The 12934-nt window shown below is 70.9% G+C and carries 10 protein-coding genes; 5 read left to right on the plus strand and 5 right to left on the minus strand.

The window, feature by feature from the left end:
* The first annotated feature begins 40 nt into the window (after nt 1-40).
* Complete coding sequence (locus LHA26_RS14265) at nt 41-577, plus strand: Lrp/AsnC family transcriptional regulator (RefSeq protein WP_367890720.1); 537 nt, start codon at nt 41-43, stop codon at nt 575-577.
* A gap of 6 nt (nt 578-583) precedes the next feature.
* On the opposite strand, the gene LHA26_RS14270 is transcribed toward LHA26_RS14265, so the two are convergent.
* Entirely contained in the window at nt 584-1705 is a 1122-nt protein-coding gene (locus tag LHA26_RS14270; RefSeq protein ID WP_252166256.1) for a glycoside hydrolase family 68 protein, read from the minus strand.
* A gap of 65 nt (nt 1706-1770) precedes the next feature.
* Nucleotides 1771-4236, minus strand: coding sequence for a TonB-dependent siderophore receptor (locus LHA26_RS14275; RefSeq protein ID WP_252166257.1), 2466 nt, complete (start codon nt 4234-4236; stop codon nt 1771-1773).
* A gap of 157 nt (nt 4237-4393) precedes the next feature.
* Between LHA26_RS14275 and LHA26_RS14280 the strand changes: the two genes are divergently transcribed.
* Nucleotides 4394-5707, plus strand: a complete 1314-nt coding sequence (locus LHA26_RS14280) for an MFS transporter (RefSeq protein WP_252166258.1) — start codon at nt 4394-4396, stop codon at nt 5705-5707.
* 52 nt (nt 5708-5759) lie between these two features.
* On the plus strand, nt 5760-7109 hold the full coding sequence (locus LHA26_RS14285; RefSeq protein WP_252166259.1) for an MATE family efflux transporter: 1350 nt from the start codon (nt 5760-5762) through the stop codon (nt 7107-7109).
* Here LHA26_RS14285 and LHA26_RS14290 read toward each other — a convergent pair.
* Nucleotides 7094-7462 (minus strand): hypothetical protein, encoded by a 369-nt coding sequence (locus tag LHA26_RS14290; RefSeq protein WP_252166260.1) that lies wholly within the window; start codon nt 7460-7462, stop codon nt 7094-7096. The two genes, LHA26_RS14285 and LHA26_RS14290, sit on opposite strands and share 16 nt — an antisense overlap.
* Nucleotides 7463-7665: 203 nt before the next feature.
* On the opposite strand from LHA26_RS14290, the gene LHA26_RS14295 reads away from it, so the two are divergent.
* Nucleotides 7666-8226, plus strand: coding sequence for a hypothetical protein (locus tag LHA26_RS14295; RefSeq protein WP_252166261.1), 561 nt, complete (start codon nt 7666-7668; stop codon nt 8224-8226).
* A gap of 159 nt (nt 8227-8385) precedes the next feature.
* Entirely contained in the window at nt 8386-9762 is a 1377-nt protein-coding gene (locus LHA26_RS14300) for a TolC family outer membrane protein (RefSeq protein ID WP_252166262.1), read from the plus strand.
* A gap of 60 nt (nt 9763-9822) precedes the next feature.
* On the opposite strand, the gene LHA26_RS14305 is transcribed toward LHA26_RS14300, so the two are convergent.
* Nucleotides 9823-11202, minus strand: a complete 1380-nt coding sequence (locus tag LHA26_RS14305; RefSeq protein WP_252166263.1) for an HlyD family type I secretion periplasmic adaptor subunit — start codon at nt 11200-11202, stop codon at nt 9823-9825.
* Nucleotides 11202-12920, minus strand: a complete 1719-nt coding sequence (locus LHA26_RS14310; RefSeq protein ID WP_252166264.1) for a type I secretion system permease/ATPase — start codon at nt 12918-12920, stop codon at nt 11202-11204. The genes LHA26_RS14305 and LHA26_RS14310 overlap by 1 nt, the downstream gene beginning before the upstream one ends.
* Nucleotides 12921-12934 lie beyond the last annotated feature (14 nt).

Consider the following 12934-nt stretch of genomic DNA (forward strand, 5'->3'; position numbering starts at 1 on the left):
GCGGCTCTCCTTGTCCGCACGTTAGCAGCCCGGAGATTGCATGAGCGGCCTCATCGCGCAACAATGTGCGAATGCCGAACGCTCCACGCAAGCCTGTGCGTCTCTCCATGGCGATCGCACGATGACGCTCGACGATCGCGACCGCGCGCTCCTGCGCCTGTTACGGCTCGATGCGCGCCAGCCCAATGCCGCGCTCGCCGCCGCCGTGGGCCTGTCGCCCTCGGCCTGTCTGCGTCGGGTCAAGCTGCTCGAGGATCGCGGCGTGATCCGCGGCTATACCGTCGTCACGGGCGGCGCGGAGGAGGGCGAGCTTGTCCACATTCTCGTCCAGGTCACGCTCGAGCGGCAGACCGAGGAGTGTCTCGGCCGCTTCGAGGCGGCGGTGCGCGCCCATCCGGAAATCCGCGAATGTTTCCTGATGACGGGCGCGGCCGATTACTGGCTGCGCGTCTCGGTCGCAACGGCGGCGGAGTATGAGGTGCTGCACACCGAGGTGCTGTCGCGCCTTCCGGGCGTGATGCGCATCCACTCCAGCTTCGCGCTGCGCGACGCGCTGCGGCCGCGCCGCCGGCGCTGATCCGGCTCAGTCGATCAGCCGCGCGCGGTCATCGTCCAGCGCCAGCCGCAGCACCGGCGCGGCGGTGCCGGCAAAGGCGGCGCGGGCCTCTTCCACGGTCGCGGGCGGGGCGGCGAGGCCGATCAGATCGGCGAAGCCCCACACGCTGAGATCGGGCAGCACCTGCCAGCTATAGGCCTGGAAGGGCGCCGCCTCGGGATTGCCGAAGACGAGGCCGCTGCCGTTGATCGGGCGCCACGGCCCGGTGATGCTCTCGCCCACCAGCCCGTAGAGCCCGGTCGGACCGATCGGGCCGCCCTCGGCGAACACCTTGGCCTGGGTGGACCAGAAGAGATAGGTCCGGCCCTGGTGCACCAGCGCGTGCGGCCGCTCCAGCTCATTGTTGAGGCCGACCGCGCTGACGATCGGCGGATCGAGCCGCCAGCCGCCCTCCACCTGCGTGCCGAGCCCGATCACCCCGTTCCACGGCGAATCGACCCGCGCGCTGGAGCCGGCGAACAGCAGATAGTCGGTGCCCGTCGCGGGATCGCGGAAGAGATAGGGATCGCGAAAGGCCTTGATCGTGCCGACGCCGCCGCCGCCTTGCAGATCCACGACATAGTCGATCCCGTCGGGGCGCAGCGTCTCTTCGGGGCTGGTCCATCCCTCCAGCCGCGGCACGCCGTCGACCAGCGAGAGCCGCGCCTCGGTGACGAACAGCCGCTGCTCGAAGCCGAGCACGGCCTCGTCGCGCCGGCCGGCGGCGGTGAAATGAAGCGTCAGCCGCCTGTGCGTCGGGTCCACCACCGCGCAGCCCGACCATTCGCGGCTGCCCGGCGAAAAGCCCTGCGGCAGCAAGGGGCCGAGATCGCGCCACGCGCCTTCGGCGGTGCGGTGCAGCAGCTGGAGCCGGGCAAGCCCGTGGCGGCTCTCCGGATCGGGCAGGATGGAGGCGGCTAGCGTGATCACGAGCAGGCCGCCCGCGATCTCGGCGAAACCGCCATCCTCCTCCAGCACCGGCCAATGGTCCCACATGTCCAGCCCGGGCAGCGCCCGCGCCACGGCGCCCGGCGCGATCAGCGGCGCACGCGGGTGCGGCGTCGTGGCGATGCGGGCGACATGATCGGGAGTCCAGTGGAAGAGGCTCATGGCAGGCGCGTCTTTCGACAGAGGAGAGGAAAGGGCGGCCGGCCGGAGCATGGCCGCCCGTCGCATCAGAATTGCAAGCGGACCGCCGCCGCCACCGTGCGGCCGTTGATCGATCGCGCGCGGACGATGCCATTGGCCGGGATGGTGGCGTCCTCGGCCTCGGTAAAGCCCTTCACGTCGAACAGATTGTTGGCGTTGATCGAAAGCTGGACGCGCTCGAGCGGACGCACCTGCACAAAGGCGTTGACGGTGGTGTAGCCGGGCAGCTTGAGCTTGTTCGCATCCTGCGTGTAGCTGTCCGTCGTGCCGACGATGCTGGCGCCAAGGCTCACCCGCTCCCAGCTCAATTCGGGCGCCAGCTGATAGGTGAAGTCCGCCTGGCGGCGTGGCTTGTTGCCCACCACCGCCGGGGTCAGCGGATCGGCGGTGATCTTGGCGTTGGTCCAGGTGCCGCCGGCGCTGAGCTGAAAGATGCCGCGCTTCACATTGCCTTCCAGCTCCACGCCATAGGAGCGATATTTGCGATCGAGGAAGCGCTGCTGCGTGGCCTCGTAATTCTGCTCCTCGGTACGGGCGTAGAAGCCGGTGGCGTAGAGCGCGATGCCGCCCGCGCGATATTTCACGCCGCCTTCGGCCTGGGTGACGAAATCCACCGCCGCGCTGCTATCGGCCAGCCCGCCATCGCTGGTGCGGACCGCCGGGCCGAAGAGCAGCCGGTCGGCATTGGCGCGCGCGCCGCGGCTATAGCGGCCGAACACCGAGAGATCGTCGCGCAGCCGGTAGTTCACGCCGAACGAGTAGGAGAGATAATCGTAATTATAATGGACCGGCGCGGCGCTGCCGAGCGGGAGGACGGCGACGCGGGTTTCGGGCGCGCTGATCGTGCCGTCGCCATTGATGTCGAAGCTCTGCACGCCCACCCGGCCGCCGCCGAGATCGGCGCCCGCGATGCGCCCGCGGGCGTTGCCGAAATCATAGCGGAGGCTGGCGTCCAGCGTCAGCGCGTTGAGGTTCCAGCTGAACGAGGCGAAGGGCGCGTTGACATTATAGTGCAGCCGGTAGCTGCGCCGGCAGCAATCGCCGAAATAGGTGGCGCTATAGGCATAATAGCCATTCTCCGTCACCGGCGTGCCGGCGGCGTTGCGCACATCCACCAGCGCCGCGCGGCCACCGCCCTGCACCGCCAACAGGGTCGAGGTCCAGAGCCAGTCGGTATTGATCGTCTGCCGGGATTTGTAGAAGCCCAGCGTCACGTCTAGCGCGCCGCCGCCGAGCTGGAAACTGCGGTTCAGGCGAAAATCATTGGTGATGTTGTTGAGGCTGTTGAGCGAGACATCGAACACCACCACCCGGGCCAGATAGGCATCGCCGGGCACCGCCTGGCCCGCCTGCGGTCCGTTGAAGTAGCGCGCGGTCGCGCCCGCGCCGCCCAGCGCGACGGCGGTCGCGTCGGCGCGGTCCACGGCGGATGGGAAGTTGGTGATGAAGCGGCCGGATATGTCGGCGTAGCGGAAGCGCTCGGTCGCGGTCCAGCCGGCGCCGAGATCCAGCTTGCCTTCCAGCCCCACCGCCTTGACGAGCGGATGCTGGCCATCGCGCAGATCATGGGTGGCGGGGCGATTGTCGCCGTCCAGCGTCACGTTGCGCGTGTCGTAGCGCGAGTGCAGCGTGTCCTGGGTGATGCTGAAGCCGGGCAGATCGGTATAGTGGGGATCGGCGTCGGTGCCGGTCACGCGCACCGGATTGGGCATATAGGCGATCGCCCGGTCATTCAGATATTTGCCGTAGAGGCGCAGATAGCCGCCGGTGAACTCCTTGGTGATGTTCGCCTTGATCTGGCCGCCCTTGTTGCCGTCATAGCCGGCGCGGCGCGGGCCTTCGCCCTGGCGGTAGAAGCCGCCGACATGGAAGCGCACCGTCTCGCTCAGCTTGCCGCCATAGTCGCCATCGAAACGATATTCGCCATAATTGAGCCCGATCCCGGCCTGGACCGCGCCGCCCTGCGTCTCGCCCGTCTTGGACAGGAAGTTGATCACGCCGCCGGGCGAATTGGAGGCGAAGGTGGAGGCGGAGCCGCCGCGCACCGCCTCGATCCGCGCGATATTGGTGTCGGCGCGCAGGAAGATGTCGGCATTGCCGAAGGTGATGTCGCCGAATTCGAGGACGGGCAGGCCGTCCTCCTGGAGCTGGAGGAATTTGGCGCCGCCCGAGGCGACCGGCAGGCCGCGCACCGAGATGTTGGCGTTGCCTTCGCCGCCCGAGGCCTCGGCGCGGATGCCGGGAATGTTGCGGAACAGTTCGGCGGTGGAGCGCGGCGCGGACTGGGCGATCGCATCGGCCGAGAGCGAGCTTACCGACACCGCGCTCTTGAGCAGATTCTGCCCGCGCGAGACGGCGGTGACGACGATGTCCTGCGGCGCGTCCTGCGCGGGCGCCTTCGACTCGTCCGTCTTGGGTGCGGCCTGCTGGGCGGCGGCGGCGGTGCTGAGCGCGATCAGCGAGCAAGCGAGAAAACGGATCCCCCCGGTCATATCCCCTCCTTTGGGCCGGCCGCTGCGTGGCCGGCTCGCTGGCGCAGTGGCTAGCAAAACTACAAACGTTTGCAAGTCCTATTTGCAAACGATTGTGGACACGATAGAACAGGCCGATGGCGCGGGCAGGGGCCCGGCCGCCGGGGAGAGGCTGGGGATGAGCGAGCGGCCGCAATTGTCCTTCTGGAATATCGTCCAGATGAATCTGGGTTTTCTCGGGCTGCAGTTCAGCTTCGGGCTGGAACAGGGCAATATGGGCCCGATCTACAGCTATCTCGGCGCCGATCCGGAAACCATGCCGCTGCTCTGGCTTGCCGGTCCGATGACGGGGCTGATCGTGCAGCCGCTGGTCGGCGCGCTCAGCGATCGCACCGTCACCCGAATCGGGCGGCGCACCCCCTATTTCCTGATCGGCGCGGTGCTGTGCAGCCTGGCGCTCGTCGCTATGCCGTTCAGCCCCGCCCTGTGGGTGGCGGCGTCGCTGCTCTGGATCCTCGATGCCGCGAACAACATCACCATGGAGCCCTATCGCGCCTATGTGAGCGATCGGCTCGATCCCGCGCAGCGGCCGCTCGGCTTCCTCACCCAGAGCGCCTTTACGGGCCTGGCGCAGACGCTCGCCTATCTGGCGCCGTCGCTCTTCGTCTGGGCCGGCTTCAATCCCGATGCGGTGGACGGCAACGGCATTCCCCATGTCACGCGGCTCGCCTTTCTGGTGGGGGCGGGGCTGGCGCTCGGCACCGTGCTCTGGTCGGTCTGGCGCGTGCCCGAACTGCCGCCGCCGCCGCGCGCCGAGACGCGGGAGGCACGGCTCAGCGCCGCCGGCGCCTGGCGCGATTTCGTGGCCGCCATGCAGGACATGCCCCGGCCGATGCGCCAGCTGGCGCTGGCCATGCTCTGCCAATGGTATGGCATGTTCTGCTACTGGCAGTTCGTGGTCTTCTCGCTCGCGCGCGCGCTGCACGACAGCGATGCGACCGCGGCGGTGCGCGATGCGACTCTGGTGAATGGCCGGCTCGCCGCCTGCTACAATGTCGTCGCCTTCGCCTCGGCCTTTCTGCTGGTGCCGCTGATGCGCCGGATCGGCGCCGCGCGGGTGCATGCGCTGGCGATGCTGGCGGGCGGCGCGGCGATGATCGTGCTGCCCGGGCTGCACCGCGAATCGCTCTGCTATCTGCCGATGATCGGCATCGGCATCGCCTGGGCGAGCCTGATGGGCAGCCCCTATGTGCTGCTGGCGAACAGCGTCCCGCCCGAGCGGACCGGGGTATATATGGGCATTTTCAACATGTTCATCGTCGTGCCCATGATGATCGAGACGGTCACGCTGCCGCTGCTCTACCGTCCGGTGCTGGGCGGCGATCCGCGCCACGTGCTGGTGCTGGCCGGGGCGCTGCTGTTGCTGGCGGCGCTCGCCACGCTGCGCGTGCGGACCCGCGCCGAGGCGCCGCTGACGCCGCAGCCCGCCTGATCCCGCGCCGCCCCGGCTTTGTGCCGGGCCGCCGGGCGGCTAGAGCGGCGCCATGACCGAACGTCGCGCGCTCCTCGCCCAGGCCCTGCCGATCATGCTGGGCCAGGCGCTGGTGCCGCTGGTCAACATCGTCGACGCCGCGCTGATCGGGCGCAGCGGAGGTGGCGCGGCGCCGCTGGCGGGCGTCGCGCTGGGCGCCACCCTCGTCAATTTCCTGTTCTGGACCTTCGGCTTCCTCCGCATGGGCGTGACCGGCCTGACGGCGCAGGCCGAAGGCGCGGGCGATGCCGCCGAGCGCGATCGGCTGCTGCTGCGCGGGCTGATGCTGGGCGCGGCGCTGGGCCTGATGCTGATCGTGGCGGCGCCCCTGCTCGCGTGGCTCGGCCTGTGGCTGCTCGGCGCCGGCCCCGGCGTGGCCGCGCCCGCGGGGCACTTCGTGCGCGCGCGCCTGCTCGGCGCGCCGGCGGCGCTGGCGCTCTATGCGGTGAGCGGCTGGCTGCTCGGCCTCGGACGCAGCCGCGATGCCCTGCACGTCCAGCTGCTGCTCAACGGCCTCAACATCGTCTTCGATCTCGCGCTGGTGCGGCTCTTCCACGCGGGCGTGCGGGGGATCGGCCTGGGAACGAGCGCGGCGGAATGGTGCGCGCTCCTCCTCGGCCTACGCCTCGCGCTGCGCGCGCTGGGGGGCGCCGGCCGGTTGCGCGCGCGGATCGACCGCGCCGCGCTGTTCGCACCCGCCGCGCTGCGCCGGCTGTGCGCGGTCCAGGCCGAGATATTGGTGCGCACGCTGGCGCTGCTCGCGCTGTTCGGCTGGTTCGCCCATGTCGGGGCGCGGCGCGGGGCGGTCGCGCTCGCCGCCAACCATGTGCTGCTCCAGATGGTGAGCATCAGCGCCTTCATGCTTGATGGCATCGCCTTCACCGCCGAGGCGCGGGTCGGCCAGGCGATCGGCGCCGGCGCGCGGGCCACGTTGCGCCGCGCGATCAGGCTATGCGCGGAATGCTCGGCGCTGGGCGGCCTCGGCTTCGCGCTGGCGATCGCGCTGGCGGGAAGCCGCTTCGTGGCGCTCGTCACGCCCGATCCCGCGGTGCGCGCCGCCGCCGCCGCGGCGCTGCCGGGGGCGGCGCTGGTGCCGGCGCTGGGCTGGCCGAGCTGGCTGCTCGACGGCATCTTCCTCGGCGCGGCGCGCGGGCGCGCGCTGCGCAACGCCGCGCTGGTGGCGCTTGGCGCCTATCTCGTCACCGACGGGCTGGCGCGGCCCTGGGGCAATGGCGGCGCCTGGGTGGCGCTGCTCGCAAGCTACGTGTATCGCGCGCTGGCGCTGGGCGTGGCGCTGCCGGGGCTGATGGCGGCCGTGGGCGCGTCACCGCGCGATGCGGCCAAGGATCAGGTCCGCAGATAATTGTGCAGCGCACGCGTGCGGCGGCGGCGCGCGCCCACCACCGCCAGTGCCACCAGCAGGCAGCTCGCCGCGAACAGCGTGGCGAGCAGCAGCAATTGCGCCCAGGCCTGGCTGCGCAGCAAGAGCGCGCAGGAGGTGGCGATGGACAGCGCCAGGATCATCGCCGCCGCCGCCAGCAGGCGCCGCCTCCGCCCCGACGCGGCATCGGTGACGGTGTTGGGCAGCACGACCAGCGCCCCGACCATGCTCGGCACGAGCGCGATGCCATAGCCGAGCCGATCCCAGCTCGACACGGTGAAGTCGACGATCAGCGCCAGGGCGATGACGGCGGCGAGTAACCGAACCTTGTGCACCTCGGCCCTCTTTCAGCAAACAGTGCGTTGCGCTGCACAATGGCAGCCATCTTAGGCGTGGCATCCGGCCGGACGCAAGCGGCACGCAACAGCCCGTCCAGGGCGCAACAGACACGTTCCGGCACAGCCGCCCCGCGCGAGCCTTGACGCGACTCGCCCGGCGGCCGAGAGCGGGGACGTCCAGCTCGCCGGGAGGCTCGATCGTGCCACGCACCATTCCGCTCTGTCTAGCGGCAGTCTTTGCGGCGATCCTCGCCGCGCCGGCGGTGGCGGGCGATTGGCGCGTCACCAGCCGCGCCTTCGCCGAGCAGCGGGTCACCGTCGATCGCGAGAGCCTGAAATGGCAGGGCGACGTCGCCACCATGTGGGCGCGCATCCAGGCGCCCAAGGCCTTGACTCCGCCCGAGGCGAGCGGCCCGAACGCGCTGGCCGAAGGCGTCACGCCGGCCACCTCCGAGATCCGGCCCGAGGCGCTCTACCTCGTGCAGGTGGCGTGCGACGCGCGCCGCGTGCGGCTTTCCACCCAGTCGGCGGGATCGGGGCAGGTGGCCAATCCCTTCGGCCTCGGCAACACCTCGCCCTATACGTTCCAGCCGCTCAACTCGGCGGTGGCCTGGGCACTCTATGGCGGCGCCTGCTATGCCCGGCCGATCCCCGTCGCCAAGGCGGACGCGGATACCGATCCGGCGAGCGGTCCGCTCACGCCGCGCCGCACCGTGCCGCGCCGCAATCCCTGGCCGCTGATGCGCATTCCGGGCTCCTAAGCCGCCGAAAAGCTGCATTTCGCGCAAAGTTGCCGGTTCGCACTGGACGCGGGCCACGCGCGGCGGCACCGTGTTTGCGGCCGGAGCAGGGTCGGCGGGCGAAAGGGCTGAGTAATGGTGCGTAAGCTGGGGCGATGGCTGGCGGCGGCAGGCGGAGGCGTGCTCCTCCTCACACCCGCGGCGGCATCGGCGCTGACGCTGCAGGAGGCGCTCGCCGCCGCCTATGCGACCAACCCCTCGCTGGATGCGCAGCGCGCCTCGCTGCGCGCCACCGACGAGGATGCCGCGATCGCGCGCGGGCAAGGCCGGCCGCAGCTCGGCGTCAGCACCAACTATACCTATGGGCTGGACGGCCTGCGCGCGCTCGCGGGCTATAATCGTGCGCTCCTCGCCGGGGTCCAGGGCCAGCTGCCGCTCTTCCAGGGCGGCCGCGTGCGCAACGCGGTGCGCGCGGCCGACAAGCGCTCGGCGGCGGGACGCGAGGCGCTGCGCGGCATCGAGGGCGACACGCTGGTCGAGGCGGTGACGGCCTATGTCGATGTGCTGCGCGATCGCGCGATCCTCGAACTCAACCGCCAGAATGTCGCCGCGCTGAACCAGGTCTACCAGTCCAGCCAGGCGCGGCTCAAGGCGGGCGATGTCACCCGCACCGATCTCGCCCAGACCAGCGCGCGCATCCAGCAGGGCGGCGCGGGCCTGGCCGGCGCGGAGAGCGACATCATCGCCAGCGAGGAAAGCTTCCGCCGCGTGATCGGGCTCGATCCGGTGCAGCTCGCGCCGCCGCCGGCGCTGCCGCCCGTGCCCGCCACGGTGGCGGATGCGGTGGCCGGCGCGCTCGCGCACAATGGCGCGCTCGCCTCGTACAAGGCGGCGGCCGAGGCGGCGCAGCGCGACGTGTCGGCCGCGCGCGGCGCGCGGCTGCCGACGCTCTCGGTGGGCGGCGCCTCCACTTTCTATTCCTATCGGGATCGTTTCGCGGGCATCGGCAATGTCGACAGCAACGCCTCGCAGGTCAGCGCCACGCTGACGCTGCCGCTCTACCAGGGCGGCACCGTCGCCGCGCAGGTGCGCCAGGCGCAGGACCGGCTCGACGAGGCCGAGGCGCGCCGGCGCGGGGCGGAGCGGCAGGTGGACAGCGCCGCGCGCGCCGCCTTCGCCGCCTTCCAGGCCGCGCAGCGCACCATCACCGCCTATCAGCAGGCGGTGACGGACAATGAGGACGCGGCCAAGGGCGTGCGGATCGAGGCCAATGGCGGCGAGCGCCAGGTTCTGGACATCCTCAACGCCGAGCTGGAGCTGCTCAACAGCCGGATCGGCCTCGCCCGCGCCCAGCACGATGCCTATGTCGCGGCGTTCCAGCTGCTCAACGTGATGGGCCTCGCCGACGCGCATACGCTCGGCGCGGATAATGGCCATGGCTACAATCCCATGGTCAATTTCCGCCACGCCACCCATGCGGTGAGCGATTTCTCCGGCCGGCCGTCGCGGGCGCGGATGGGCTATGGCCCGCTCCAGCCCGCCGCCGATCAGCCCTGACGGAGACGGGCGAGGCGCGCCCGGCGGCGCGCCTCGCCCGTCGCGACCATCGGCTCGGGCTCAGCGCTCGGTGAGCGCGCGCGAGAAGCGGCTGGTCAGCGGGCCGATCCAATATTGCAGCGCGGTGCGCGGCTTGAGCGGCACCGACACTTCGGCCGGCGTGCCCGGGCGGATCGTGCCCGCATAGCCCGCCTCGCGGCTCACCGCGTCCAGCTCGGACCGGGGGACGCGGACCTGCGCGGTGAAGAAGGAGCGGCCGCTCTTCTCGTCGGTCAGGCTGTCCGCCGAGACGCGCGTCACCGTGCCGTGCAGCGCGGGCAGATTGCGGCCGCCCACCATGTTGATCCGCACATCGGCCTTTTGTCCGGGATGGAGATCGTTCGCGTCGGTCGGCGCGACCTGCGATTCGATCACCAGCGCGGCGTCGCTGGGCACGATGTCCATCAGCTTCTGGCCGGCCGCCACCACGCCGCCCACCGTGTGGGTGGCAAGCCCCAGCACGACGCCGCCGACGGGCGCGCGCACCTCGCTCAGATCGCGCTGGTCGCGCGCGGCGCGCCATTGCGGCAGCAGCGATTGCAGCTCGGTCTGCGCGGTGCGTTCGCGATCGGCGTTTTCCTGCTGATGCTGGCTGTCGAGCTGCATCATCTGGAGGCGCGTTTCGCCCGCCGTGCTCCGCAGCCGCGCCATTTCGGCGTTGGCGGCGCCCATATCGCCTTCGATCGAGGCGGCGTTGCGCTGCAGCGCGAGCACGCGCGACTTGGTGGCATAGCCCTGGCGGTAGAGATCCTGCACGCTGGCCAGCTCGTCCTTGTTCAGCTCGCTCTGCTTGGCGTTGGAGCTTTGGCGCTCGCGATAGCCCTCGATCTGATCGCCGACCTCGGCGACGCGCTGGCCGAGCACCGCGCGCTGTGCGCTGAGCAGCCCCTGCCGGGCATCGAGATTGGCCTGTTCATGCGCGAGCGCGGTCATCGCCGTCTCGCGATCCTCCAGGGTCAGGCTCTGCCAGGCCGCCGGCGGGGCAACGCGGCGCGCGCCCGTCCGTTCGGCCTCGATCCGCGCGATTTCCGCCTGAAGGCCGAAGACGCGGTTGGCCAGCGAGCGTTCCTGCGCCTGCTGCTCGGTGCCGACGAACTCGACCAGCAGCTGGCCCGCCTTCACCCGATCGCCCTCATGCACGAGGATGCGCGCGATCAGCCCCGGCGCGGCGGCCTGGACCGATTGCCGCTCGCCCGCGACGCGGACCACGCCGGCGCTGTGGACGGCGGCATCCAGCCGCGCCACGGCGGACCAGCCGATAAAGCCGAAGACGAACAGGCCGATCAGCGCGCCGCCGGCGATAAGCTCGCGGCGCGGATCCTGGAGGCGGGGGGCGTGCCGGCCCGCCTCGATCGGCGAGAGCGGCAGCGCGGGCGAGTCGGTGCGGATCAGGGAGCGCATTACGAAGCCTTACGGGTGACGGCGGGGGCGGGACGCTGCGGCATCGCCTCGGAGAGCGGGACGAAACGTTCGACCCGGCCCTCCCGCAGCACGAGGATCTTGTCGGCGGCGGTCAGCAATTCGCCCATATGGCTGGCGAACAGCACGGTGGTGCCGCGTTCGCGCAGCCGGGCCAGCGTGGCGAGAAAGGCCTGGGTGGCCTCGCCGTCGAGATGCGCGGTGGGCTCGTCCAGCACGACAATGCGCGGGGTGCCGAACAGCGCGCGCGCGATCGCGATCCGCTGCGCCTGGCCGGAGGAGAGGCCGAGGCCGCCCGCGCCGATCGGCGTGTCATAGCCCTGGGGCAGGCGCAGGATCATCTCGTGCGCGCCGATCGCCTGGGCGGCGGTCACGGCGGCGGCGTCCAGCGCCTCGGTGTCGCCGTCGATCACGGTGCGGAAGCGTGCGATATTCTCCTTCACCGTGCCGGGGAAGAGGATGAAGCTCTGCGGGAGATAGCCGATATGCTCCGCCAGCCGATCGGGGTTCCAGTCGGCGAGCGAGGCGGCGTCGAAGCGGACATGGCCGCGCGCCGGCGGCTCGGCATTGGCGAGCGCGCGCAGCAGCGTCGATTTGCCCGCGCCGCTGGTGCCGACCACGCCGATCACCTCGCCCGGGGCGATCGCGAAGCTGGCGTCCGCCAGCGCGACACGGTCGCTGCCCGGCGCCACCATGGTCAGCCGCTCCACCTGCACCGCGCCGCTCGGCACGGGCAGGGCGGTGTGGCTGCGCTCCTGATCCTGGCCCAGCAATTCCCGCAGGCGGGCATAGGCGGTGCGCAGCTGGATGATGGATTTCCAGCTGCCGACGATCTGCTCAATCGGCGCCAGCGCGCGGCCGAGGATCAGCGAGGAGGCGAACACCGCGCCCGCCGACATGCTGCCCTCCACCACCAGCAACGCGCCGACGGCCAGCGCGGCGGACTGGAGGGTGAGACGCAGGAACTTCATCAGCCCGGCATGATTGCCGCCCGTGAAGCTGGCCTCGGCCTGAAGCTCGCCGACAAAGGCGCGGTGCTGGAGCTGGCGCAGCGTCAGCGCATCGGCCATGCCCAGCGCGCGGATCTCGCCGGCATAGGCGACGAGCTGGTTCTGGCGCGAATAGACGCCGCTGGCGGCTTCGGCCGCGGCGCGCACCGGCACCCGGATCTTGCGCTCATTGTCCCAGGCGAGGCCGAACAGCAGCGCCGCCGAGAAGAGCGTGAGCACGCCCAGCCACGGGTGCAGCAGGAAGGCCGCGATGACATAGATGGGCGCCCAGGGCGCATCGAACAGCGCGCCCATCGCCGGGCTGGCGACGGTCTGCCGCAGCGTGTCGAGATCGCGCATCGCCTCGTTGCGCTGCACGACGTTGAGCCGCGGCGTCGACATCACCATGCGGAGCGTGCGCCCCGAGAGATCGGCATCGAGCGAGGCGCCCGCGCGCAGCAGCAGGCGGCTGCGCAACCAGTCCAGCGCCGCCAGCACCGCCAGCCCGGCCAGCGCGACGAGGCTGAGCAGCGCCAGCGTCGCGGCGCCGCCCGTCGGCACCACCCGGTCATAGACCTGGATCATGTAGATGGAGGGGACGAGCGCGAGCAGGTTGCTGAAGGCGCTGAAGCTGGCCGCGGCGACCAGATGGGTGCGGCAGCGCGACAGGGCGTCCCGCACGGGATCGAAGGGGGTCCGGGTGTCCGTCACGCAGCAACTCTCTG

The sequence above is a fragment of the Sphingomonas morindae genome (genome assembly GCF_023822065.1).
Taxonomy (GTDB): domain Bacteria; phylum Pseudomonadota; class Alphaproteobacteria; order Sphingomonadales; family Sphingomonadaceae; genus Solisphingomonas; species Solisphingomonas morindae.

Excerpts from the sequence above, each read along its gene's own strand:
- LHA26_RS14285 (WP_252166259.1), top strand. The coding sequence starts at position 5,760 with ATGACCGAACGTCGCGCGCTCCTCGCCCAGGCCCTGCCGATCATGCTG.
- LHA26_RS14280 (WP_252166258.1), top strand. The coding sequence starts at position 4,394 with ATGAGCGAGCGGCCGCAATTGTCCTTCTGGAATATCGTCCAGATGAAT.
- LHA26_RS14265 (WP_367890720.1), top strand. The coding sequence starts at position 41 with ATGAGCGGCCTCATCGCGCAACAATGTGCGAATGCCGAACGCTCCACG.
- LHA26_RS14275 (WP_252166257.1), bottom strand. The coding sequence starts at position 4,236 with ATGACCGGGGGGATCCGTTTTCTCGCTTGCTCGCTGATCGCGCTCAGC.
- LHA26_RS14305 (WP_252166263.1), bottom strand. The coding sequence starts at position 11,202 with ATGCGCTCCCTGATCCGCACCGACTCGCCCGCGCTGCCGCTCTCGCCG.
- LHA26_RS14270 (WP_252166256.1), bottom strand. The coding sequence starts at position 1,705 with ATGAGCCTCTTCCACTGGACTCCCGATCATGTCGCCCGCATCGCCACG.